The sequence below is a fragment of the Parabacteroides sp. CAG:2 genome, assembly GCF_000436315.1.
GTDB classification, from domain to species: domain Bacteria; phylum Bacteroidota; class Bacteroidia; order Bacteroidales; family Tannerellaceae; genus Parabacteroides; species Parabacteroides distasonis.
Window position 1 is genome coordinate 31,501 of sequence record NZ_FR885271.1, and the last position, 25,512, is coordinate 57,012.

At 45.2% G+C, this 25,512-nt stretch carries 23 protein-coding genes; 8 read left to right on the top strand and 15 right to left on the bottom strand.

The window, feature by feature from the left end; translation table 11 throughout:
• A complete protein-coding gene (locus QVP94_RS04000) occupies nucleotides 1–816 on the top strand; it encodes a sugar phosphate isomerase/epimerase family protein (protein WP_288213171.1) in 816 nt (271 codons plus the stop codon).
• Between the two features lie 137 nt (nucleotides 817–953).
• On the opposite strand, the gene lon is transcribed toward QVP94_RS04000, so the two are convergent.
• The gene (lon, locus tag QVP94_RS04005) at nucleotides 954–3,425 is read right to left on the bottom strand and encodes an endopeptidase La (protein WP_022192022.1); all 2,472 of its coding nucleotides are present in this window, start codon (nucleotides 3,423–3,425) and stop codon (nucleotides 954–956) included.
• An 87-nt stretch (nucleotides 3,426–3,512) separates the two neighbouring features.
• On the opposite strand from lon, the gene QVP94_RS04010 reads away from it, so the two are divergent.
• Nucleotides 3,513–4,226, top strand: coding sequence for a tRNA1(Val) (adenine(37)-N6)-methyltransferase (locus tag QVP94_RS04010; RefSeq protein WP_288213172.1), 714 nt, complete (start codon nucleotides 3,513–3,515; stop codon nucleotides 4,224–4,226).
• Here the strand turns inward: QVP94_RS04010 and QVP94_RS04015 are convergent.
• On the bottom strand, nucleotides 4,211–5,182 hold the full coding sequence (locus tag QVP94_RS04015) for a diacylglycerol/lipid kinase family protein (protein ID WP_005854843.1): 972 nt from the start codon (nucleotides 5,180–5,182) through the stop codon (nucleotides 4,211–4,213). The two genes, QVP94_RS04010 and QVP94_RS04015, sit on opposite strands and share 16 nt — an antisense overlap.
• 198 nt (nucleotides 5,183–5,380) lie before the next feature.
• On the opposite strand from QVP94_RS04015, the gene spt reads away from it, so the two are divergent.
• The 3 genes from spt to QVP94_RS04030 all read left to right on the top strand — a co-directional run bounded on the left by spt (nucleotide 5,381) and on the right by QVP94_RS04030 (nucleotide 8,750).
• Nucleotides 5,381–6,568, top strand: a complete 1,188-nt coding sequence (spt, locus tag QVP94_RS04020; protein ID WP_005854840.1) for a serine palmitoyltransferase — start codon at nucleotides 5,381–5,383, stop codon at nucleotides 6,566–6,568.
• A gap of 174 nt (nucleotides 6,569–6,742) precedes the next feature.
• On the top strand, nucleotides 6,743–8,257 hold the full coding sequence (locus tag QVP94_RS04025; RefSeq protein ID WP_010183701.1) for a PSP1 domain-containing protein: 1,515 nt from the start codon (nucleotides 6,743–6,745) through the stop codon (nucleotides 8,255–8,257).
• On the top strand, nucleotides 8,178–8,750 hold the full coding sequence (locus QVP94_RS04030) for a gliding motility lipoprotein GldH (RefSeq protein WP_029257204.1): 573 nt from the start codon (nucleotides 8,178–8,180) through the stop codon (nucleotides 8,748–8,750). The genes QVP94_RS04025 and QVP94_RS04030 overlap by 80 nt, the downstream gene beginning before the upstream one ends.
• Here QVP94_RS04030 and rodA read toward each other — a convergent pair.
• The 8 genes from rodA to QVP94_RS04070 all read right to left on the bottom strand — a co-directional run bounded on the left by rodA (nucleotide 8,710) and on the right by QVP94_RS04070 (nucleotide 17,426).
• Complete coding sequence (gene rodA / locus QVP94_RS04035) at nucleotides 8,710–10,155, bottom strand: rod shape-determining protein RodA (RefSeq protein ID WP_022192024.1); 1,446 nt, start codon at nucleotides 10,153–10,155, stop codon at nucleotides 8,710–8,712. The genes QVP94_RS04030 and rodA overlap by 41 nt on opposite strands.
• On the bottom strand, nucleotides 10,145–12,013 hold the full coding sequence (mrdA, locus tag QVP94_RS04040; RefSeq protein ID WP_011966623.1) for a penicillin-binding protein 2: 1,869 nt from the start codon (nucleotides 12,011–12,013) through the stop codon (nucleotides 10,145–10,147). The genes rodA and mrdA overlap by 11 nt, the downstream gene beginning before the upstream one ends.
• The gene (gene mreD / locus QVP94_RS04045) at nucleotides 12,003–12,521 is read right to left on the bottom strand and encodes a rod shape-determining protein MreD (RefSeq protein ID WP_009275822.1); all 519 of its coding nucleotides are present in this window, start codon (nucleotides 12,519–12,521) and stop codon (nucleotides 12,003–12,005) included. The genes mrdA and mreD overlap by 11 nt, the downstream gene beginning before the upstream one ends.
• Nucleotides 12,514–13,368, bottom strand: coding sequence for a rod shape-determining protein MreC (gene mreC / locus QVP94_RS04050; RefSeq protein WP_005864901.1), 855 nt, complete (start codon nucleotides 13,366–13,368; stop codon nucleotides 12,514–12,516). The genes mreD and mreC overlap by 8 nt, the downstream gene beginning before the upstream one ends.
• 102 nt (nucleotides 13,369–13,470) lie before the next feature.
• A complete protein-coding gene (locus QVP94_RS04055; protein ID WP_005854830.1) occupies nucleotides 13,471–14,490 on the bottom strand; it encodes a rod shape-determining protein in 1,020 nt (339 codons plus the stop codon).
• Nucleotides 14,491–14,501: 11 nt separating this feature from the next.
• Entirely contained in the window at nucleotides 14,502–16,025 is a 1,524-nt protein-coding gene (gene purH / locus QVP94_RS04060; protein ID WP_005854829.1) for a bifunctional phosphoribosylaminoimidazolecarboxamide formyltransferase/IMP cyclohydrolase, read from the bottom strand.
• A 700-nt stretch (nucleotides 16,026–16,725) separates the two neighbouring features.
• Nucleotides 16,726–17,061: a hypothetical protein gene (locus QVP94_RS04065; RefSeq protein ID WP_008780188.1), complete on the bottom strand. Its 336-nt coding sequence runs from the start codon at nucleotides 17,059–17,061 to the stop codon at nucleotides 16,726–16,728.
• Nucleotides 17,062–17,129: 68 nt separating this feature from the next.
• Nucleotides 17,130–17,426: a nucleotidyltransferase family protein gene (locus QVP94_RS04070; RefSeq protein WP_005854828.1), complete on the bottom strand. Its 297-nt coding sequence runs from the start codon at nucleotides 17,424–17,426 to the stop codon at nucleotides 17,130–17,132.
• 196 nt (nucleotides 17,427–17,622) lie between these two features.
• Here QVP94_RS04070 and QVP94_RS04075 point away from each other — a divergent pair, with 196 nt between their 5' ends.
• The 3 genes from QVP94_RS04075 (at nucleotide 17,623) to QVP94_RS04085 (ending at nucleotide 22,023) form a co-directional block, all read left to right on the top strand.
• On the top strand, nucleotides 17,623–18,468 hold the full coding sequence (locus QVP94_RS04075) for a BRO-N domain-containing protein (RefSeq protein WP_022192025.1): 846 nt from the start codon (nucleotides 17,623–17,625) through the stop codon (nucleotides 18,466–18,468).
• A 73-nt stretch (nucleotides 18,469–18,541) separates the two neighbouring features.
• Nucleotides 18,542–20,158, top strand: coding sequence for an ABC-F family ATP-binding cassette domain-containing protein (locus QVP94_RS04080; protein ID WP_005854824.1), 1,617 nt, complete (start codon nucleotides 18,542–18,544; stop codon nucleotides 20,156–20,158).
• A complete protein-coding gene (locus QVP94_RS04085; protein ID WP_022192026.1) occupies nucleotides 20,155–22,023 on the top strand; it encodes an LTA synthase family protein in 1,869 nt (622 codons plus the stop codon). The genes QVP94_RS04080 and QVP94_RS04085 overlap by 4 nt, the downstream gene beginning before the upstream one ends.
• A 63-nt stretch (nucleotides 22,024–22,086) precedes the next feature.
• On the opposite strand, the gene rny is transcribed toward QVP94_RS04085, so the two are convergent.
• The 5 genes from rny to QVP94_RS04110 form a co-directional block, all read right to left on the bottom strand.
• On the bottom strand, nucleotides 22,087–23,625 hold the full coding sequence (rny, locus tag QVP94_RS04090) for a ribonuclease Y (RefSeq protein WP_005854819.1): 1,539 nt from the start codon (nucleotides 23,623–23,625) through the stop codon (nucleotides 22,087–22,089).
• Between the two features lie 107 nt (nucleotides 23,626–23,732).
• Nucleotides 23,733–24,023: a cell division protein ZapA gene (locus QVP94_RS04095; RefSeq protein WP_005854817.1), complete on the bottom strand. Its 291-nt coding sequence runs from the start codon at nucleotides 24,021–24,023 to the stop codon at nucleotides 23,733–23,735.
• A gap of 5 nt (nucleotides 24,024–24,028) precedes the next feature.
• On the bottom strand, nucleotides 24,029–24,322 hold the full coding sequence (locus tag QVP94_RS04100) for a coiled-coil domain-containing protein (RefSeq protein ID WP_005864886.1): 294 nt from the start codon (nucleotides 24,320–24,322) through the stop codon (nucleotides 24,029–24,031).
• Between the two features lie 150 nt (nucleotides 24,323–24,472).
• A complete protein-coding gene (locus QVP94_RS04105; RefSeq protein ID WP_005854813.1) occupies nucleotides 24,473–24,673 on the bottom strand; it encodes a winged helix-turn-helix domain-containing protein in 201 nt (66 codons plus the stop codon).
• 122 nt (nucleotides 24,674–24,795) lie between these two features.
• Nucleotides 24,796–25,485 carry a B3/B4 domain-containing protein gene (locus QVP94_RS04110; protein WP_022192027.1) on the bottom strand — a complete coding sequence of 230 codons (690 nt, stop codon included), beginning with the start codon at nucleotides 25,483–25,485 and terminating at the stop codon, nucleotides 24,796–24,798.
• Nucleotides 25,486–25,512 lie beyond the last annotated feature (27 nt).

A 25,512-nucleotide genomic window follows, 5' to 3' on the forward strand; every position in this document is an offset into this window, starting at 1 on the left:
ATGAAACGATATATTATATTAGCACTATGTACGGTCATGTTCCTTGGACAGGCCGTACAGCTGGCGGCGCAAAAAGCGGACTGGAAGGTGGGTATACAGACTTGGACTTTCCACAATCTTACGTTGATGGAGACCTTGGATAAGACCCAACAACTGGGCATGGGGTATGCGGAGGCTTTCTTTTTCCAAGAATTGGGCGCTCCGTTCCCAAAAGAGACGTATTTAAATTACGACTTGAGCGATGATGACTGCGCTTTATTACGCCATGAGTTCAAGAAAAGGGGAATCAAGCCGATCGCCTTTGGTGTAGCCTCTTATGGGACTAACGAGGAATGGGATAAGTTCTTCGCATTCGCTCATAAAATAGGCGCGCATATCGTGACTGTCGAACCGGAGTTAAACCAGTTGGACTACATCGAATCCCTCGCCAAGAAGTACGATATGGAGGTAGCGATCCATAACCATCCGAGTCCATGCATTTACGCAAGTGCCGAGGTGGTAGAGAAAGCGCTGAAAGGCCGTTCTCCCTTGATGGGAGTATGCGCCGATATCGGCCATTGGAAACGGGTGGGTGAAGATCCGCTCAAGAATCTCCAGAAATTATCCGGACGCATCAAGGTGGCGCATTTGAAAGACCTCACCGACAAGATGGAAGACGCCACATGGGGAACCGGGATCTTACCGGTAAAAGCGTTCGTCAACGAGCTGAAGCGTCAGCATTTCAACGGGCTTATCTCCATTGAGTACGATGATTTCAAATCCGATATCCAAGAGATACGCAACAGCTTGGAATTCCTACGAAAATGCTCTAAATAGAAGTATACGCTTCCCTTAAAAACATCTATATCGGCGTAGGCCCACACGTATATACGTATAGGCTTACGCCGATACTAATATGGGCCTACACGTATATACGTATAAGCCCACACCTATATATGCCTAAAAAGTCGTTATCAGAACAAGGGATTATCCACCTTTTCTCTCAGCAACGCAAGATCTACCACCTGTTGAATATCACTCACATAATGGAACACCAAGCCTTTCAAATACTCCGGTTTGATCTCATTGATATCCTTCTCATTCTCCTTGCAAAGAATCAATTCCTTAATCCCGGCACGTTTAGCCGCCAAGATCTTCTCCTTGATACCACCTACGGGAAGCACTTTGCCACGCAGCGTAATCTCGCCCGTCATAGCCAAGTTCTTTTTCACCTTACGCTGAGTAAAGGCGGAGACAAGAGAAGTCACCATCGTTATTCCGGCACTCGGTCCGTCTTTCGGGATCGCCCCCTCCGGTACGTGGACATGCACATTCCAGTTCTCGAACAACTCCTCGTTAATATTAAACTGAGCCGCATGCGCATGGATATACTCAAGTGCCAACATGGCAGACTCTTTCATCACATCTCCCAGATTCCCGGTCAAAGTAAGCTTTGATCCCTTACCTTTACTTAAGCTCGACTCCACGAAAAGAATCTCACCACCAACAGCCGTCCAAGCTAATCCCGTAACCACGCCGGCATAGTCATTCCCTTGATATTTATCGCGGGAATATTCGACCGCCCCTAGATATTCATACAAATCCTCCGGCTTAATACTAGTCGGGATAGGCTCATCGCTAGCGACTTTACGGGCTAGCTTACGCATGATTTTGGCGATTTTCTTATCCAATTCCCGGACACCGCTCTCGCGTGTATAGGCTTCAACGATCACTTGTAAGGTTTTCTTGGGGAATTTCACGGAACCTTTCTTCAAGCCGTGTACATCCATCTGCTTAGGCACGAGATGCTTCGCTGCGATCTCTACCTTCTCCTCCATGATATAACCGCTCACCTCGATCAATTCCATACGATCCAGCAACGGCTGGGAAATCGTATTCAAATTGTTAGCGGTAGCGATAAACATTACCTTGCTTAAATCGTAATCGATATCCAGATAATTATCGTGAAACGCATTATTCTGCTCCGGGTCCAAGACCTCCAATAAAGCGGATGCCGGATCCCCCTTGAAATCATTCGTGATCTTATCGATCTCATCTAAGATAAAGACAGGGTTCGATGTTCCCGCCTTCTGTATATTCTGGATGATACGTCCGCACATAGCACCGATATAGGTACGACGATGTCCGCGAATCTCGGCCTCATCGTGCAATCCACCTAAAGAGACACGTACATATTTACGGCGCAAAGCCTCTGCGATGGAACGCCCCAATGAAGTCTTGCCGACTCCCGGAGGACCGTACAAACAGATAATCGGAGATTTCATATCCCCTTTCAGCTTCAATACCGCCAGATGCTCGATAATACGCTCTTTCACCTTCTCCAAACCATAATGATCACGATCTAAGACCTTCTGGGCATGAGACAAGTTGAAATTGTCCTTACTATACTCGTTCCACGGCAAGTTAACGATATTCTGGACATATTGCGTCTGTACGGAATAATCCGGAGATTGCGGATGCAATCGTTCCAATTTTCGCAATTCCTTCTCAAAGACCTGCGCTACCTCGGCAGGCCATTTCTTACGACTGGCTTTCTCCCGTAATTCTTTTATCTCCAACTCATTGATATTCCCGCCCAATTCCTCTTGAATGGTCTTGATTTGCTGTTGAAGGAAATATTCTTTTTGTTGTTGATTGATATCCTCATGTGTCTTCATCTGGATGGAAGCTTTCAACTCCACCAGCTGATACTCGCGGTTCAAGATAAAAAGTAACCGATACGCACGCTCTTTTAAGTCCCCGATCAATAACAATTGCTGTTTCTCGGCCGATCCACTCGGTATATTGCTACAAGAGAAATTGACCACATACAAGACATTCTTATTATTCTTGATCGAGAAGATCAAATCCCGGGGAGGTTCAGCCACGGCCCCAAGCATCTTGATGGTCAAATCCTTGATCGTTGAGATCAAAGCCTCGAACTCGCGGTCTGTCTTGTCCGGCTTCGTGTCCTCCAACACGGTGATCTTACCGGAAAGATACGGATCTGTCTCGGTCAACTCATTCAATTCAAAGCGTTTCTTACCTTGAAGAATAACAGTAGTGCTACCATCTGGCATCTCTAAGACACGAACGATGTCAGCGATTACCCCGGTAGTATATAAATCCTCTAAAACCGGATCTTCCGTATCCATCTCTTTCTGGCAAACAACTCCGATCAAACTCTTTTTATGTACAGCCTCTTTGATCAGGCGCATCGATTTAGGACGCCCGATAATCACCGGCAAGGCAACACCCGGAAAGAGTACCATATTCCTTAACGGAAGAATGGGTATAGTGTCTCCAACTTTCTCTATTCCTTCTGTGAAATCCTCATCTACATCGCATTCTGTAAGAATTGGCATTACGATACCAATATTGTCATCCAAGTCATCAAACGAATTCTGGCAAAATACTCTCGTCTTTTCTTTCATATATACATTCATATTGTATATGTTAATACAATAAACGTGCCAAAGTTACAGCTTTTCATTCAATTCTTACTAATTTCGCGGCATACAATCGATAGAGATATGGCAAATCCTTATTTTCAATTCAAGAAATTTACGGTATGGCACGATAAATGTGCCATGAAAGTCGGAACGGATGGCGTTTTGCTTGGGGCGTGGGCTAGCATAGAGAGATGTCAGAGGATTTTGGATGTGGGAACCGGAACGGGATTGATCGCCCTCATGCTGGCGCAGCGTAGCACCGCGATCCTAGACGCTATCGATATAGATTCAGACGCATGTTTACAAGCTCAGGAAAACATCGCGAAATCGCCTTTCGCCAACCGGATACAAGTCTATCAAACCTCGCTCTCCGAATATATGCCGGATGAGAATATCAAATATGACTTGATCGTATCCAACCCACCCTATTTTATTGATTCATTGAAATGCCCGGATACTAAACGTAATCTAGCCCGGCATACGGATACTCTATCACTCCCGGATTTATTGCGTGATAGCCGCAAACTGTTGGCAGCCGAAGGAAATATCGCCTTGGTGCTTCCCTTCGATCAACGGGAGTCTTTAATAGACCTCGCTCGAGAAGAGTCTTTGTCGCCATCGAGAGAAGCCCACGTTTCCCCCATACCGGACGCCCCTCCTAAGCGTTTATTAATAGAACTCTCAGCGACGCCGGTAGCAAAACCCAAATCGTCTCATCTGACCCTAGAAATCGAGCGGCATCGATATAGCGATGAATTCACCGCTATAGCTAAAGACTTTTACTTGAAAATGTAAGGAAGTTTTTTATCGAAGAAGCGAGTTACCTCGTCAAATAAATTATGTACCTCCTTGGTGAAAGACACAACCTCCGGAGTCAGCACATGTAAGGCCTTCGGTTCCACCGTAATATCGATACGGCGATCTGCCATGATCGGTTCTCCATCCAAGTGCATCACGCCCGGATGTTGGCGAATAATCGTGACTTGCTGGGCTTTCATCGTCTTAATCTTACTATTCCGATCAATCTGTTTGGTAAACAATTGAATGGCCAAAGGAGCGATATCCAATGGCATAAAAGGGGATAAGATCGTAACGTCCATCCGTCCGTCCTGTATATTCGCGTGCGGAGCGATAAACGCGTTATTACCATATTGCGAAGCATTCGCGCAAGCGACTAGAAACGCCTTCTCCTTGATCGTCTGATTATCTACCACCAATTCATAAGGCTCAGGCTTATAGCTCAGATACTCCTCTATCGTATTCTTTATATAAGTAAGAGACCCGCGCCGTTTCTCATTCGCGAATTTCTGGCTGACGGCGGCATCAAAACCGACTCCACAGGTACAGAAAAAGACCTGTCCGTTCGCCCGGCAGCAATCTATCGTCGTAACATGCCCTTTCGCGATCAGATCGATAGCCCTTTTCACGTCCATCGGTATGTGCAATTCTCTAGCTAAGCCATTGCCCGAACCTTTCGGGATGATACCTAAGATCGCGTTCGAATGGATCATAGCTCTCGCTATCTCATTCACCGTCCCGTCACCGCCTACCGCCAAAATATATTCAGCTCCTTCCTCTATGGCTTGCCGAGTCAACTCGCTGGCATGGCCTGCATACTCTGTAAAAGAAATGTTTAACGAACAGTTCTTTTTCGAGCAGATCCCTTCGATCATCTTAGGTATCTTGCGCTTCGACCCTACACCTGATATAGGGTTTATGATAGCTTGTACTTTTATATCCCGTTCGCTCATCCTCACTTCTTCTTTTTTATTTGAGAGGACAAAAATAATGCTTTTATAAAACTTTTAAAGCATTTCGACTACTATAAGTTATTTTTTTACTACTTTTGCGGCTGGATTTGCCGAAACATGGGATTATGTACGCGGCGAACCTGTGTTCTTTATTAGAATAAATAAATAGCGAGATAAATCATTCTCTTTTATAATAATATGAAACTTTTACAAGAGAAACTAGCAAAGTACGACGCTCCTCAAAGAGCCATGGCAATGGGAATCTATCCTTACTTCAGGGAAATCCAGAGCGATCAGGACACGGAAGTTCTAATCAGCGGGAAGAAAGTCTTGATGTTTGGTTCTAATGCGTACTTAGGATTAACCAATCATCCTAAAGTAAAAGAAGCAGCGATCGAGGCCATTAAAAAGTATGGTACAGGTTGTGCCGGCTCACGTTTCTTAAACGGAACGTTGGACTTACACCTCCAGTTGGAAAAACGTTTAGCAGAATTTGTTGGTAAAGAAGACGCCATCGTATACTCTACAGGTTTCCAAGTTAATCTAGGTGTTGTATCCTGTATCACCGGACGTGAGGACTATATCCTTTGGGATGAGTTGGATCATGCATCCATTATCGAAGGACATCGTCTTTCTTTCTCCACGAAATTGAAATTCAAGCATAACGATATGGACTCCTTGGAGAAACAACTCCAGAAATGCGAGCCAGACAAGGTGAAACTTATCGTTATCGACGGTGTCTTCAGCATGGAAGGTGATGTCGCTAAATTACCGGAAATCGTAGCTCTCGCAAAGAAATATAACGCAAGTGTAATGGTTGACGAGGCTCATGGTATCGGTGTATTCGGTGATCATGGCCGCGGTACTTGTAATCACTTCGGCGTTACGAACGATGTTGATTTGATCATGGGAACTTTCAGTAAGTCTTTCGCTTCTATCGGTGGTTTTATCGCATCGGACGAACCGGTTATCAATTACTTACGTCACCACTCCCGTTCCTATATCTTTAGCGCAAGCAATACGCCTGCCGCTACTGCCGCAGCGAACGCGGCATTAGATATTATGTTAAGCGAACCGGAACGTATCCAACATTTATGGGATTTGACTCATTACGCATTGGATGGTTTCCGTAACATGGGTTGTGAGATCGGACATACTTCTACCCCGATCATCCCGTTGTTTATCCGTGACAACGACTTGACATTCCTTATCGTAAAAGAATTATTTGAGGCCGGAATCTTCGTAAACCCGGTAGTAGCTCCCGCAGTTGCTTCCGAGGATACACTGATCCGCTTCTCCCTTATGGCTACCCACACGAAAGAGCAACTAGATTACGCTTTGGAGACAATCCACAAGGTATTCAAGAGCCATGGGTTGGTAGACTAATCGTGTAAATATATAAGAAAAGGCCCGAAGGTTAGGTATAACACCTATCTTCGGGTCTTTTTTTATAACTGAAAAAATCATAACTATGATTTTGAATGGGAATAAATCACTATTTTTGCATATTTAGATAAATTGGGCGGTTATGTCGATGGCCCTCTTACAAATTAAAAATAAATGGATTTCATATTAGATAAAGGAAGTAGCCATATGGGCTGCAAAGGTTGCAGCAAAAGGCAAAACAATAAACTGAATACCTATGATTGGTTGTGCGATGTACCCGACGCGGAAGGCTCGACTGATTTCGTAGAGGTTCAATTTAAAAATACCCGCAAAGGGTATTACTTGAATAGTGCTAAAATACCTTTGGAAAAAGGTGATATAGTAGCCGTAGAGGCAAGTCCCGGTCATGATATCGGTACGGTTTCTTTAACGGGTAAATTGGTTCTGCTGCAAATGAAGAAGAACAACGTGCGCACGGAAGCCGAGCCTAAACGGATTTACCGAAAGGCAAAACCGACCGATATCGAGAAATATGAGGAAGCAAAAGCAAAGGAACATGCCACCATGATTCGCTCGCGGCAAATCGCGGCCGATTTAGGATTGAATATGAAAATCGGTGATGTAGAGTATCAAGGTGACGGTAATAAGGCGATCTTTTATTATATAGCGGATGAACGTGTAGATTTCCGTCAACTAATTAAAGTGCTAGCGGAGGCTTTTCGTGTTCGTATCGAGATGAAGCAGATCGGTGCTCGTCAAGAAGCCGGACGTATCGGTGGTATCGGCCCTTGCGGTAGAGAACTTTGCTGTTCCAGTTGGATGACAAGTTTTGTATCGGTCGCTACCGGAGCTGCCCGTTATCAAGATATTTCCATGAATCCCCAGAAATTGGCCGGACAATGCGCTAAATTGAAATGTTGTATCAATTATGAGGTAGATACATATGTGGAAGCCCAGAAACGCCTTCCTTCCCGGGAAATTGTCTTGGAGACCAAAGATAATAATTACTATCATTTCAAGACGGATATTTTCAAACGGGAAATTACCTATTCTACGGATAAATCATTTGCGGCTAATCTTATCACGATTCCGGCAAGCCGTGCTTTCGATGTCATTAACATGAATAAGAAAGGCATGAAGCCGATATCTCTAGAGGCGGATACGAAGCCACAACCACCGAAACGAGACGCTCAAGATATTCTTGGGCAAGAAAGCGTCACACGTTTCGACTCTGTTAAAAAGAAAAAGAAAAAACGTCCTGCCAACAAGAATAATGGCGAGAACAATGGAAACGGGAACGGAGCTAACACCACCGCGACGGCAGTTACCAACACCGACGCACCTGTTTCTGAGAATAAGAACAACGGAGGAAACGGAGCCGGTGGCAATAATCGCCGCAACGGAGGAAATAATAGGAATAGCAATCGTGAGAATAACCGGGACAGAGAGAATAACCGGGAGAATAACAAAGATAATAGCCGGGAAAACAGTCGGGAGAATCGGGAGAACAACCGTGATAATAACAGGGAGAGCAACCGAAACAATCGCCCGAAACAAAGGCCGAGAGCTAATAACGATAAGCAATCCAACAATGACAAGCCTGCGAATAATGACAAACCTCAGCAACCGATCAAACAGGCCAGACCTGATAAAACGGAGAATAGGCCAGAGACAAAGCCTGAGGCTTAAAAAGTTCATTGCCGCCTGTGTAACATGCTTCTTATGCTTCTCTTGCGAGAATGAAGCTGTATACGATCAGTATCAAGCTATCCAGAACACCTCGTGGGAGAAGAATAAGGAGTACTATTTCACTTTCTTGATTGAGGATATATCGGTTCCGTACGACCTAACCTTGGAAGTACGGAACAATAATATGTATCCGTATCAGAACCTATGGGTATTTTGCAGCGAGGAACTTCCGATAGGTCCTTTAAAAAGGGATACGATCGAATGTATGTTAGCTGATGAGTTTGGGAAATGGTATGGGGACGGGATCTCCCTGTTTCAATCCAGTTTCCCGATACGGTCTGCTTACTATTTCCCCGTTAAAGGGCAATATACCTTTAGCTTCCGGCAGGGGATGCGTAACGACCAACTTCCGGGCATTCAGGAAATCGGCTTACGGGTCTTACCTTCTTCCACTAACGCTCCTTCCGAGAAGCGTCCAAACGAAGAAAAATAAACAATAAGATCGTAAATCCCCAAAGCGAGGAACCTCCATAGCTAAAGAAAGGCAAGGGAATGCCGATAACCGGAGTCAATCCCGTCACCATGCCGACATTAATCGCCAGATGGAAAAAGAATATGGAGGCTACGCTATAGCCATAGACTCGCCCGAAAGCATTATCTTGCCGCTCCGCCAATACAATCAGACGAAGAATAAAAAGTCCGAATACGATCAATACGGCAGAGGCTCCCAAAAAGCCTTGCTCCTCGCCTACCGTACAAAAGATAAAATCCGTATCCTGTTCCGGCACATACTTCAATTTGGTCTGCGTCCCATTCAAGAATCCTTTTCCGGATAATCCTCCGGAACCGATAGCGATCTTGGACTGATTCACATTATACCCCGCCCCGCTTGGATCATCCTCCAAGCCTAAAGAGACTTTAATACGAATTTGTTGGTGAGGTTCCAATATGTCATTAAACACATAATCCACAGAAAATAGGAAACAGATAGAACCTAAAGCGAACAGAGCGATTAACGCATAATGCCATACCCAGTTTCGAATGGATAAATAGAATAAATAGATTGACGCGGCTCCTACCAAGCCTATCGATATCCAAGCGAAGTTTACCGGGACAAACAAAGAAACGACATACCCGATCAAGAATATCGAAGCAATTCCCCCAAGCATGATCTTAACGCTTATATAATCCTTACGGACATTCCCAACTAATCCCATGGTTATTAATAAGACAAGGCAAGAGACGATTAATTCACCCAATGGGGTAATACCCACCATCACCTCTGAATATTTCATTCCCGTAACGAAAAAGACGACCGCACAAACTCCTATCAACAAAATATATCCAGTCATTCCTTCCCGGTATAACATCAGGAAGAATGCCAAGTAAACCAATGCCGACCCCGTCTCTTTCTGTAAAAGAATACAAACCATCGGCAAGAAGATCAAGAACAAAGTGATTGAGAAATTCTTGACCGTCGTTAGCTTAAAGCCATAGCCATTCATAAACTTCGCCACGGCCAAAGCGGTAGCGAACTTAGCCAACTCCGCTGGTTGCAAACGGATAGGTCCCAATACGAGCCAAGAATGCGATCCCTTGATATTAGGTGCTAAAAATATAGTGGCGATCAACAATACGATCACGCACGCATAGATCAGATAGGCGAATATATCGAAGAAGTCACTTTCCAGCATCAATATGACGAAAATAAGGGCGAGTGAGGTACCGATCCAAATCATCTGCATCCCCGGACGGCCCGACGGGTCGAACAAGCCAACGTTATCAAACTCGTAGCTCGCCCCACAAATACTAAACCAACCGGCGATTACCATAATCAAATACAACAAAATGGTAATCCAGTCTACCGACTTCCATATTTCCGTTTTCCTATAGCGCATTGTTCGGTAGTATTACGGCATTCATAATATATTCCTCCGTCGCCTTGTTAGCCTCGGATATTTCTCCTTTCAAATATTTCTCCAACATCAATTTACCGATAGGCACCGCATAGGTAGCACCGAATCCGGCGTTTTCCACAAACACGGCAATGGCGACCTTCGGCTTTTGATAAGGAGCGAATCCCATAAAAATAGAATGGTCCTTACCATGCGGATTCTCCGACGTTCCCGTCTTTCCACAAACCTCGATATCCGGTAAAGCCGCCCCACGACAGGTTCCACCATAAGCGGTTCCCGTAACAGCCCCTCGCATACCCTCGGCAATATAACTATAATAATGCGTATCCACCGATGTATAATGCCTCTTACTATATAATGTATCCAGCGGAGTGTCTTGAATCTCTTTTACGACATGCGGAGTAATATAATATCCCCGATTAGCGACAGTAGCCGCCAAATTACAGATTTGCAAAGGCGTAGCCAATATCTCACCCTGACCGATAGCGATCGAGATAACCGTACTGGAATTCCAACGTCCCCGGTACACCTTATCGTAGAACTTACTATTCGGAATGAACCCTCGCTTCTCTCCCGGAAGATCAATTCCCAACTTATAGCCATATCCCATTGAGACCATGTGATTCTTCCAAACCTCAAAAGCCTCCTGTACCGAGGGATATCGCTTCCGGCTGTCGATCATATCATGCAGTCCCCAAGGGAAAAAAGAGTTACAAGAGGTCGCCAACGCCCCGACCAGATTCAGAGGAGACGGATGCCCGTGGCAAGCCGGCTTACCACCCCGGAAGGTGTATCCATGCGCACAGGTATATTGAGTTTCCGGGGTAATCACACCTTCTTGCAAGAAGATCAAACCTTGGGTCGGTTTAAAAGTAGATCCGGGAGGATATTGCGCCATGAGCGGACGGTTGAACAGAGGTTTCAACGGGTCCTTCTGCAAAGCCACGTAGTTCTTTCCCCGCTGGCGCCCGATCAAGATACTCGGATCATACGTAGGGGCGGAAACCATACAAAGCACCTCCCCTGTCTCCGGCTCTATCATCACGATACCCCCTAATTTATTCTGCATTAACTTCTCCCCATAAGCCTGCAAGTCCATATCCAAGGATAATTTCAAGTTTTTGCCGGATTCCGGCTGGATATCGTGCAGGCCTTCCTCGTATCGCCCCTTGATACGTCCGTGAGCGTCACGCAACAGGATCTCGACACCCTTCACGCCCCGCAAATATTCCTCGTACGATTGTTCGATCCCGGTCCTGCCGGAGTAATCGCCTTGTGTATAATAAGAGTCACTCTCTATATCTTTCCGGTTTACCTCGCCGATATTTCCCAGCACAAGAGCGGCATTGGGATACTCGTATTGGCGGATCGTGCGATTCTGTATATAGAAGCCGGGAAATTTGTATAACTTCTCCTGCAACACGCCATATTCCTGCGCGGAAAGCTGGTTCATAAATACTTGAGGGACATAGGAAGAATAACCGGGATTTAACCGCCGGTTCTTAATATCCGCTATACGTTTGAGGAATTGCTCTTTCGTGATGCCCAGCACATCGCAGAAATCGAGGGTATCGAAAGGCTGTATCTCACGCATGATAAGCATCACGTCGTAAGCGGGCTGGTTATAGACCAATAATTTACCATTACGGTCGTACATCATGCCTCGGGAAGGATATAAGGTCTTTTTCAAGAAAGCGTTACTATCCGCCCAAGCTTTATAATCGTTGTCGACCACCTGAAGGATGAACAAACGGATAATAAAGATGATAACCAACAGGATCACCGCCCCACCTAAGACATAGCGCCTGTTCTCAAACTCATACTTGGTATTATTCTCCACTTTTCTGAGACTCTATATTGAATGCTTCTACCGTACAAATCAATAAGGTTGTCATCACCACGCTCGAGAGGATACGGACAACCAGAAACAACGGGTCAAATAAAGTCAACGACTCAATCGCGAAAAGAGTCGTATGTTGTATCAACACAAACGATAACACATATCGGAAAAAGCCTCCGAAACCAAAGGTCTTATAAGACGGGTAAATACCTTCCGGCAAATCTTTCCCCATGAATACACGGATTAACGGCTCCCTGCAAAATCCCGCCAATGTACAGGCGGCCGCATGCATACCCGGTGTGTTGCTGAATGTATCGATAACCACCCCGGCTATGAAAGAGAAGAAAACGACTTGCGTCCGTGAGCTACCGACCGGCATCTTAATAATGAAATAGAGATACAGAAACGGGGTAGCGATCCGCAAGAAATGAATGTTGTTCAAGATCAAGACCTGAATCAACACAAACACCACGAAATATATGAAACCACGCAGTAAATTATTAATCATTTCTTTTCGCCTCTTGTTCTACACCAATTTGCTCCGTCTGACGGAAATTCTTGATAATACGCACGTTGTTCAACGCTTGGAAATCCGTAGCCAACTCTACCTGTAATGAATAGAAATTATCATCGTGTTGTTTCTCGAAATCAGCGACCGTACCTACGATAATACCCGAGGGGAATACGGCTGAGTAACCGCTCGTCACGATCGTATCGCCTTTCTGGAACTCCACATGGCGCGGCAACTCATCGAGGTTGGCGTACAGCGTATTGCGTCCATTCCAGCTTAATGACCCGAAATAACTACTACCTAATACCTTACAACTCAACCGGAACTTAGGATTCAGCAACGGAATGATCACGGAGAAATGATCGGAAACCGTCGATACGATACCCACCACACCTCGTTCCGAGACAACTCCCATATCGGGCATGATCCCGTCCAGCTTCCCTTTATCCACGGTAATATAATTAGACAAATGCGTGACACTGTTGTTCACTACATCCGCCACGACAAACGAATAAGGAAATTGCTCCGTCGAATCCGGCGCAAATCCCTTAAAACTAACCGTATCCGCAATCAGCGCATCTAACTGATCTTGCAGATCCAGCATTTGCAATTCCAACTGTCCGTTACGCTCCAATAACTCCTTATTGATATCCCGAAGATTCAAATAAGAAGTGACAGATCCGGATATCGAGGCGATATATCCTGTCACGACATTCGCTGAGCTGAATATAATATTCCGTTGGTACGCGTTATTACGATAGACCAACATCAACGAAACAGCCTCAAGCAGAATGAACAAAAACCAATGCCTCTTCCCGATCAGGAATTCTAGTAACTTACGCATAGGAATTGAAAACTGAAAGTTGAGAATTGAAAATTGAAAAGAACCAGACCTATCGGCTTGCTAATTTTCAACTTTCAATTCTCAATTCTCAATTATTTACTCTTATCGGATTAAGAAATTAAACTTCTCAATATTCTTCAAAGCGACTCCCGTACCTTTCGCCACGGCATGCAACGGATCCTCGGCGATATGGAACTGGATATTCATCTTATCCCGCAAGCGCTTATCCAAACCGCGAAGCATAGCGCCACCGCCAGCCAAATAGATACCGTTTTTCACGATATCGGCATATAACTCGGGAGGGGTTTGCTCCAAGGCACTCAAGATAGCCGCCTCTATCTTCGAGATAGACTTATCCAAACAGTGGGCAATCTCCTGATAAGAGACGGGTACCTCCATCGGTAAGGCAGTCATCTGATTCGGGCCGTGAACCACGTAATCCTCCGGAGCGTCTTCCAATACCGTAAGCGCGGAACCCACGTTGATCTTGATACGCTCGGCCATACGCTCACTCACCTTCACGTTGTGTTGGCGACGCATATACTCCACGATATCAGCCGTTAAATCGTCACCCGCCATACGGATTGATTTATTCGACACGATACCACCTAAGGAGATGACAGCGATCTCGGTAGTACCACCGCCTATATCCACGATCATATTACCCTCGGGGGCCAAGACATCTATACCGACACCGATAGCGGCAGCCATCGGCTCAAAAACCATGTACACATCACGTCCACCGGCATGCTCGGCAGAGTCTCGCACGGCACGTATCTCTACCTCCGTACTACCTGAAGGGATACCGATCACCATACGTAAGGACGGAGCGAACCAGCGCTTCCTTCCGCTCGCCATCTTGATAAAGCCGCGAATCATTTGCTCGGCAGCGTAAAAATCCGCGATAACTCCCTCACGAAGCGGTCGTACGGTACGAATATTCGGGTGCGTCTTCTCGTACATCTCACGGGCCACCTTACCGACAGCCAGCACCTTGTCCGAGCGAGCATCCAAAGCAATCACCGAAGGTTCGTCTACCACCATCTTATCATTACACGTGATAATGGTATTAGCGGTACCCAAATCTATGGCAACTTCTTGTGTGAAAGAAAACAATCCCATTAGTCTTATTATTAATGTTTAAAATGACGAACACCTGTCTTCACCATAGCCAAACCATGTTGGTTACAGTACTCGACAGACAACTTATCATTGATAGAGCCTCCCGGCTGGATTACGGCCGTGATACCTGCTTGGTCTGCGATCTCAACGCAATCGGGGAACGGGAAGAAAGCGTCGGAAGCCATCACGGCGCCATTCAAGTCGAAGCCGAATGATTTAGCCTTCTCTATGGCTTGTCTCAAAGAGTCCACACGAGAGGTCTGCCCGATACCGCTGGCGCAAAGCTGCTTGTTCTTCACCAAGGTGATCGCGTTGGACTTGCTGTTCTTCACGATTTTGTTGGCGAACAACAGGTCCTCAACCTCCGAGGCTGTCGGCTGCTTATCCGTCATAGGCTCCAAATCAGCCTTACCTTGGATGCTCAAGTCCTTCTCCTGCATCAAGACACCATTCAATAAAGAACGGAACTGCATCGGGCAAGTCTTGCAATCCTTACGGATCAAGATGATACGGTTCTTCTTCTGTTGAAGTACCTCCAGCGCGTCAGCGTCGTAAGCCGGAGCGATAATCACCTCGAAGAAAATCTTGTTGATTTCCTCGGCCACTTCCTTGTTAATCGTAGTATTCGTGATCAAGATGCCACCGAAAGCGGAAACCGGGTCACCGGCCAAAGCCTCTTTCCAAGCCTCAACCACATTACCGCGGGAAGCGATACCGCAAGCGTTATTATGTTTTAAGATAGCGAACGTCAGCTCGTCGAACTCATCGATCAAGTTCACGGCAGCGTCGATATCCAATAAGTTGTTGTAAGAAATCTCTTTTCCATGGATTTGATCGAACATATCGTTAAACTTACCATAGAACTTAGCGGCTTGATGAGGATTCTCGCCATAACGCAAATGCATCGGACTATCTACCGTTGCACGGAAATGGGAACCTTCGCGGCCATCAAAATAATTGAAGATAGCGGAGTCGTAACCCGAGGAAACGGCGAACGCCTCTTTGGCGAACCATCTACGATCCTCGATGCTTGTCTCAGCGCCCTTCTCGTTCAAAAGATCCATCAACGGCTGGTATTGAGCCTTGGAAGCTACGATTACCACATCCTTGAAGTTCTTCGCGGCGGCACGTATCAAAGAGATACCGCCTATATCTATTTTCTCAATAATCGCTTGTTCCTCAGCGCCGGAAGCGACAGTCTCCTCGAAAGGATATAGGTCAACGATAACCAAGTCGATCTCCGGGATCTCATATTCGGCTAATTGTTTCTGGTCATTCTCGTTCTCGCGGCGAGCCAAGATACCACCGAACACCTTCGGATGAAGCGTCTTCACACGACCGCCCAAAATAGACGGATAAGAAGTCAAGTCCTCTACCGCATCACAAGGCAAACCCAATGACTCGATAAATGATTGAGTACCACCTGTTGATACAAAGCTCACACCCTCGCTATGCAATTTCTTTAGGATTTCGTCCAGCCCGTCTTTGTGAAACACAGAGACCAAGGCACGTTTCATTCGTTTCGTTGCAGCCATCTTTCTATTTTCGTTTACTTTAATGTTTTAGAGCACAAAAGTAGATATTTATTTCCAATCCAGCCTTATTATTCAGATAAAAACAAGGCAACCATACCAAATTTCATCCATAGCCAAAGAAACATGAATCCATCGCACATGATACGGGAGACGGGGCACGCCCCGTCTCTACAACATATGACATTGCCCTAAGATAATGAGATTTCCTTTGTTAATAATAGAAGATCGCCCAATTTGACATTCTGACATTTTGTATTCTAAAGCTCCAGAGAATCGAATATTTCGCCCCAGAGTACAGTCGGTTTCCATATTTGAGAATAAAAATCCGCAATTAGTTATCTTCCAAGGATATATCGTTTTTGGAGCTTTTATTCTAGCGAGGATTCCCGTCTCTTATCACCCTCAAACATACAAACAATAGACTTCTTATTCGAAAACAATAGACTTTTCACTCGAAAACAATAGCATTCGTAGTCGAAAGCAACTAACAACGCCGCCGTAAACACCCTACAACTGGATCGTAACAACCTTACAATGCCTATCCGCAGCATGAAAAGACAACCAAATCCTCTCTTTTCTCCCCTCTATTCCCGCTATTTCAGTCTATTCAAAGGAATGGCTTGTCAGCGAAAAGCGCCCATCCCAAGCAAAAAGCCACGAATAAGCGAATTACGCAGACAAGCCATTTTAGTGATGAGAACTATCGTCCACCAGTAATCAGCAATAAAAAGGAAGGGACACACCGCCTCATCCCGCCATACAAAGCGAGTCCGATCCCTATCACCACACAGGCAGATCCCAAATACAAGCCTATCACCTCTAACTCAGACCCCGGAGGGAGATACCGAACCACCACCTTGATAGCCAACGCCAACGGCATCCCATGATAAGCATAAACAAAGAAGCTGCTCCCCGCCAGAAAACCGCTTACCCGACAAAGCCCTCGCTCCAAACAGGTCGCCGTGAGGCTGATAAAGCACACGCACCCCACGATAATCCCCACGTTATGCAGGTATCGGCACCATGGTTCTCCCATAAAACAGAGGTCGCACACAGCCAAAATCGCATAAAGCCCTACTATGCAGCAAATAAGCGATAGGGGTCTTACACATACTCTACCTCCTTTAATATCTGCTGGCCAATAAAAGGGCTTAACCCTTTAAGCGTGACTATATCCACTTTCAATCTGTCAAAAAGCTTCTCTAATATCTCACAAGCCAAAAGGAAATTGGAATAAGTCTCTTTATCATCCTCAAAGTCGATCAATATATCCACATCACTACTTTCCGTATTGCTCTCACGAACAGTAGAGCCAAAAAGCCCCAACTGCTTTACACCGCAACTCTGCGACAAAGGCTGCTTTGCTTTCCGAAGAAGAGATATGACAGATTGTTTATTCATTACACAATTGGATATTAATGTATAATGCAAAGATAAGCAATATTTTTCGTACCTTCTCATTTAAACCGCGTATCGTTTGCTTAAATGAGATTAATATACTTACTTTGCGATAAATAAACTTTTAATCAAACTATTAAACTATGGATATACTAAATTCTCATTTACCTTTGTCTATAACTACTCAAAGCAACTACAAATGACACAAAAAGAATCTATCCGCTTATTCGAAGAAAGAAAAGTTCGCGCCATATGGGATGACGAACAAGAGGAATGGTATTTCTCGATCGTTGATGTTATATCTATTTTAACAGATAGCCCCAACCCTCGAAAATACTGGAGTGTATTAAAAAACAGATTGAAAAAAGAAGGTAGCGAGTTGACTACAAATTGTAGTCAACTGAAAATGCAGGCCGCTGATGGCAAGAAATATTTAACCGACGTAGCCAATACCGAGCAACTCTTCCGCCTTATCCAATCAGTACCATCTCCAAAAGCAGAACCTTTTAAGTTATGGATCGCCCAAGTAGCGAAGGAACGTTTGGATCAAATGCAAGACCCGGAATTGTCTATCGAGCAAGCCATGGCCGATTATAAACGATTGGGCTATTCGGATAATTGGATCAACCAACGATTGAAATCCATCGAGATACGGAAAGATCTAACAGACGAATGGAAGAAAAGAGGACTGGAAGAAGGCCTCCATTTCGCTACGCTAACCGATATCATTTATAAGTCGTGGTCCGATATGACCTCCAAAGAATATAAACGACTCAAAGGATTAAGAAAAGAAAACCTTAGGGATAATATGACAAACAAAGAGCTTGTATTAAACATGCTGGCTGAGTTATCCACTAAGGAAATATCAGAAACATCAGAGCCGGAAACATTTAGTGAACATATAAATGTCGCCCAACAAGGAGGCGAGGTGGCTCGCAATGCCCGGTTAGAATTGGAAGCCAAAACCGGGAAAAGCGTTATCTCACCGCTCAACGCCCAAAAGATAATTAGCCTAAAAAAGGGAGAGAACGAGCGGGATGTATGACATCCAATGATAAGATAAACAATATTTTTCGTACCTTTGCATCCTCAATCGCAATTTAATAGGTATACGAAATATGATAACAGTTAACAATCTGGACGTACAGTTTGGAAAACGCATCCTTTTTCAGGATGTGAACATGAAGTTTACACCGGGCAATTGCTACGGTATTATCGGTGCTAACGGGGCCGGAAAATCTACGTTTCTCCGTGTAATCAGCAAGCAATTAGACCCTACCAGAGGTAGCGTTAACCTAGGACCGGGCGAACGCCTTTCCGTATTGAGCCAAGATCACTTCGCATTCGATGAATATACGGTTATGGATACCGTATTGATGGGACATACGACCTTATGGGAGGTGATGAGCGAGAAAAACGCCCTTTACGAGAAGCCTGATTTCAGTGACGCCGACGGTATCCGCGTATCGGAACTGGAAGAGAAATTCGCCGAGATGGAAGGCTGGAACGCGGAGAGCGACGCCGCCAACCTATTGAGCGGACTAGGCATCAAGGAGGATTTGCATTATATGTATATGAAGGACTTGAGCGGTAAGCAGAAAGTACGTGTCTTATTGGCCCGTGCCTTGTTCGGACAGCCCGATAACCTATTATTGGATGAGCCGACGAACGACTTGGACCTTGAGACGGTTTCTTGGTTGGAGAATTATCTCTCTAATTTCGAGCATACCGTATTGGTTGTTAGCCACGACCGTCACTTCCTCGACTCCGTTTGTACGCATACCGTGGATATCGACTTCGGTAAATTACAATTATTCGCCGGAAACTATAGCTTCTGGTACGAGTCTAGCCAGTTAGCCCTTCGTCAACAGCAGAATCAGAATAAGAAAGCCGAGGAGAAGAAGAAAGAGTTGGAAGAATTTATCCGCCGTTTCAGCGCCAACGTAGCGAAGTCCAAGCAGACCACCAGTCGCAAGAAGATGTTGGAGAAGCTGAATATCGAGGAGATCAAACCGTCCTCACGCCGCTATCCGGGAATCTTGTTCACGCCTAACCGCGAACCGGGCAACCAGATCCTTGAGGTGAAAGGATTGTCGAAGAGTATCGACGGACAGGTATTGTTCAAGGACTTGAACTTCTTCGTGGAGAAGGATGACAAGATCGTATTTATCAGTCACGACCCTCGTGCCATGACCGCCTTGTTCCAGATCATCAACGGTGAGGAGAAAGCGGATGCCGGTACGTATCAGTGGGGACAGACGATCACGACCTCTTATCTTCCTCTCGATAACTCCAAATATTTCAATACAGATATCAACCTGCTCGATTGGTTATGCCAGTTCTCGCCGGATACTAACGAGGTATTCTTGAAAGGCTTCCTCGGACGTATGTTGTTCTCGGGCGAGGAGCTCATGAAAAAGGTAAGCGTACTTTCCGGAGGTGAGAAGATGCGTTGTATGATCTCACGTATGATGCTCACCGACGCCAACTGCTTGATCTTGGATACTCCGACCAACCACTTGGACTTGGAATCCATCCAAGCCTTCAATAATACATTGAAGACATTCAAGGGAAATATCCTGTTCTCCAGTCATGACCACGAGTTCATACAGACTGTATCGAACCGTATCATCGAGCTGACTCCTAACGGTATCATCGATAAGATGATGGATTACGATGACTACATCACAGATCCGGCTATCGCGGAGTTACGGGAAAAGTTATATTCGAAATGAAAAAAAGATTATTATTCATACTAATCGTTTTTATCGCATGGCTACCGGTTTTTGTTATTCAAAAACCGGTATTTATGTTTTATCAGCATGCGTTGTCCGAGACTTGTACCTTCACGGACTTCCTACAAGTTATGCTTCATGGGCTGAAGCTGGATTGCACGATAGCGGGATACCTTACCGCCATCCCTCTCCTATTGACTCTAGTATCAGTTTGGCTTCCGGGCGCTTGGTTGAAGAAGGTATTGAAAGGGTACTTCTTGATCATGGGAATTCTGGTATCTGCGATCTTCTCCGTAGATGTGGCTTTATACAGCTTTTGGGGATTCAGGTTGGACGCTACTTTATTCTTCTACCTGCAATCGCCCGCCGATGCGATGGCGAGTGTTCCGTTGGGAATGTTCTTTATCCAATTATTGGTATTCGTGGCATATGCGCTAGGTATCTATGCTTGGTTCACCTTCATCCTCCGGTTCGCGCCAGTAAAGCCTAGCTTTCCACCTACGGGATTGGAACAATTGGGAAGTACTTTCGCCATCCTCTTAGCAGGGGGAATATTGTTTATTCCGATCCGGGGAGGCGTAACTACGTCTACGGCAAATGTCGGCATGGTTTATTTCAGCCAGAACCAGTTCTTGAATCATTCGGCGATCAACCCGTGTTTCAGTCTGATAGCCTCATTGAGTAAGCAACAGGATTTTGCCTCGCAATTCGATTTCTATCCGGAGGAAAAGCGGAAAGCCTTATTCGATACGCTCATTCAAGCCCAAGACTCCTTATGCCCGGGAGATTCCATACCTACAGAGCCTGTCAAGCTATTGACAACGACTCGTCCCAATATTCTCATTATCATCATGGAGAGTTTCACGGCAAATGCTATCGAGGCTGTTGGTGGTGAGCCGGGAATTACGCCGAACTTGAATCGGCTGAGCAAAGAAGGTGTATTATTCACGAACCTATATGCCAACTCGTTCCGTACCGACCGAGGCTTAGTCTCCGTATTGAACGGCTATTTAGCCCAACCCACCACCTCCATCATGAAGTATCCGGTGAAAAGCCAGACCCTTCCATCTATCGCAAAGAGTCTTAACAAAGAAGGATATACGGCAGATATGCTCTATGGAGGTGATATCAATTTCACGAATATGCAAAGTTATTTCTATAGTTCCGGCTACAGCAAGATAACGGCAGACCGTGATTTTCCCTTGAGTAGCCGTCTGAGTAAATGGGGAGCAAACGACGATATCACGTTCTCGCATCTTTACGAGGATATCAAGCAAAGACCAGTCGACGGCAAACCTTGGTTAAGTACATTCCTAACATTAAGTAGCCATGAGCCATTCGAGGTCCCGTTTCACCATTTGGAGCATCCCTATCTAAACTCCGTCGCATTTACGGACAGCTGTATCGGCAATTTCATTGATACGTTCAAGGAACTGCCGGCATGGAAAAATACGGTAGTCATCTTTGTCTCCGACCACGGATACCGTTACCCTGAAAACATGCAGGAGTACGGACCTTTGCGTTTCCACATACCTATGCTATGGCTAGGTGGAGCGATCGCTGAACCTAAAGTGATCGATACGTACGCAAACCAGACCGATTTGGCAGCCACCTTATTAAATCAGATGGGTCTCCCCACGGATGAGTTCTCATTCAGCAAAGATATATTGAATCCTTGCGTCCCGCATTACGCCTTTTATACATTCAATAATGGATTTGGCTTTATAGACGAATCCGGTGTTTCCGTATACGACAATGAAGGGAACAAGATTTTAGTAGAAGAACCTGAAAGCGGAAACAAGACCCGCTTGGAGAAAGGAAAAGTCCTATTACAAACTTTATACGACGATCTGGGAAATCGATAACGACAGATATAAAAAAGGCCGACTTACACAAGCCAGCCTTTTTTATTTATATTAATAATATTCTTACTTAGCGTAGCTTACCGCACGAGTCTCACGGATCACCGTGATCTTAACCTGTCCCGGATAAGTCATCTCATCCTGAATCTTCTTAGCGATCTCAGCGGACAAGTTCTCGGTGTCCTTATCGTCAATCTTATCAGCGCCAACGATTACGCGCAACTCTCTACCCGCTTGGATAGCGTAAGTCTTGACAACACCCGGATACGATAAAGCCAATTGTTCCAAATCATTCAAACGCTTGATATAAGCCTCTACGATCTCACGACGTGCGCCCGGACGAGCACCTGAAATAGCGTCGCAAACCTGTACGATCGGAGCCAACAGCGTCTGCATCTCCACCTCATCGTGGTGAGCGCCTACGGCGTTACAAATATCCGGTTTCTCCTTATATTTCTCGCAAAGCTTCATACCCAAGATAGCGTGCGGCAATTCCGGCTCATCATCGGGCACTTTACCAATATCATGTAACAATCCGGCACGTTTCGCTTTCTTCGGGTTCAAGCCCAACTCAGAAGCCATCACGGCACAAAGGTTGGCCGTCTCACGAGCATGCTGCAATAAGTTCTGTCCATAAGAAGAGCGATACTTCATCTTACCGATCATACGGATTAATTCCGGATGCAAACCGTGCACTCCCAAATCGATCACGGTACGCTTACCGGTCTCTACGACCTCGTCTTCCACTTGCTTCTTCACCTTCGTTACCACCTCCTCGATACGAGCCGGATGGATACGTCCGTCCTGCACCAATTGATGCAAAGCCAAACGAGCGATCTCACGACGAACCGGGTCGAATCCAGAAAGAACGATAGCCTCAGGCGTATCATCCACCACGATCTCAATACCGGTAGCGGCCTCCAAAGCACGGATATTACGTCCCTCACGACCGATGATACGGCCTTTGATCTCGTCCGATTCAATATGGAACACGGTAATAGAGTTCTCGATAGCCGTCTCCGTCGCTACCCGTTGGATAGACTGGATCACGATCTTCTTCGCCTCCTTATTAGCGGTCATCTTCGCCTCCTCGACGATCTCGTTGATGTAAGAAGCGGCTTGCGTCTTTGCCTCATCCTTTAAGGACTCGATCAAACGCTCTTTGGCTTCCTCGGCGGACAACCCGGAGATAGCCTCCAAATGCTCCACTTCCTTCTGATGAAGTTTATCCAAATCTTGCTTCTTCTTCTCCACCAACTCCAACTGAGAAGATAAATTCTCCTTTACAGCCTCTACCTCGTTATTCCTACGCTGTAACTCTTCCTGACGTTGATTCATCGTCAGTTCTCTTTGTTTCAATTTAGTCTCGACAGACTGGATCTTAGCGTTACGCTGTGATACCTGTTTTTCCAAGTCCGCTTTCAAATGAAGAAACTTCTCCTTTACTTCCAGCATCTTGTTCTTCTTTATCACCTCGGCCTCCTTCTCCGCCTCTTGAAGCACGGAGTCGTACTTCGACTTCAGAAGGAAACGCATGCCCAGCCACGCAAGCAACCCACCAATGATGAAGGTTACTATCGGTATGATTATATACATTCCAACCATTTAACTAATAATTTAAGATTCATTTATTTATATACAAAAAAAGCACTACCATCACACGGTCTCACCGTGCAAAGCAGTGCGGAAACTCTCTTCTTACAATATGTATGTTATTTCTTCAGATATCCTTCCAACTCGGTTGTAAGCTCCTGTATCTTATCCGTAAAAGGATTTGTATCATTCCGTTTTTCCAACTCCAGATTATGCATCGAGAGTTGAAAAGCCACCATGGCTAACAAATCTTTCGTATCCACCTCGACCGCGAAATGCTGCCTGTATTGAAGAATCTTGCTGTTGATCTGATCAGCGGCGGCACGCACCAACTCTTCCTCATGACGTTTGATCGTAAGCGGATATTTCTTTCCGGCTATCACTATATTTATAAGAAATTCTTCGTCCATCGCTTCTATTCATTTAAAAGTGCGATGCACTTGTCTACTTCCCGCACTAATTTTGATAACCGCATCCGGGCGTTCTTCATCTCTTCCTCGTTCGTGGAAACAATTCGCGCCGTCAGCATGTTATCACATTTGGCATTCAATCCTTCAATCATATCCTTCGCCTGCCGCAACTCCTCGTCTTTAAGGCTCAAAGCAGCTGTAAGTTCGTCAATTCTACGTTTCTGCTGATCGCATAACGCCATCAAATCACGAACTCTAACCTCAAATACAGCTAACAATCTCTTATGATCTTCGGTCATTTCACACCAAATTCTACACAAAAGTAAGTTTTTGAATTGAATTAACCAACTGTAGACTTAATTATTTTGACAGAAAACGTATGGACAAATAAAAAGGCCGTTCAAAAAAATCGAACAGCCCTCCCTAATTCTTGTAAACGTTCCTCTTGTTTACACTAAAGAAACATACATTTCACCTTCAATCTCCTCGAAAGCTAATTTACCTTCTTTCGCCAACCAACCAAAAGCGGCGTACATATCTTTTTCCGCTTTAATCTTCGTGGCTTTCTTCACTGCCTTAAAACTCATTTTACCGCCTTCATTTAAAACGTTCCATACAAGGCCGGCGTTTGTACCAATTAATTCAATCATTTTATGATAACATTTGATTACTGGGGACAAATTTATAGATTAAATGATTAAAACAAAAGATTATAGATGTTTTTTAGCATAAAAGACGGACATTTTTCGCTTTGTAAACAATATTAACACGGTTATAACGTTATTTTCCCTCTGTTTTCTCGGCATATCAGTTCCGCTTCCACGTTTACCGCTGAGACATATCTTTTTAATAAGTCAACCGAGTAACCACCCGCTTCCAATAAGCCCTCCTTACCGGAATAACCATTCAGAATCATTAACAATGAAGTGGTCGACATTTCAATCTTGGTACGTTCCTCATCGCTGGTAGGCGTTCCGACACCCGCTACTCCATCCCTATAGACTGGAAGACCGGCGATATTCAATTCACCACGTCCGATACCGTGATAAATTTCCCCCTCTTTTCCGACACCTAGTTCCAATCCGCCTACAATCTTATCTGCGTCAAATCCTCCGATAGAATAACCGCTGCGAATAGAAACCAGATTGATGATATCCACCAAGGTATCTATCTTATATAAAGGAAGTCCGCGAAGTATCCGCCGTCTTAACGCCTCGGCGGAAGGGCGATACCGGTTCGGGTCTTTCCCCAGACGTTTATAAGCCTGACGGGTAGCGAAAATAGGAGTCCACTTATTAATATCCTCTATCTTACAGGTAGAACGGATATCCTCCTCAACACGGGTTATTTCTTCCCAAAGTCGTTCATCGGGCTCCGTGTTCTTTACTTGACAGGCGATAGCCAACACGTGAAGATCGGGGCAAGCCTCCGATATCTCAGATGAAAGAGTGATTGAAATCATGTCTATTATAAGTTTGAGCCAATATAA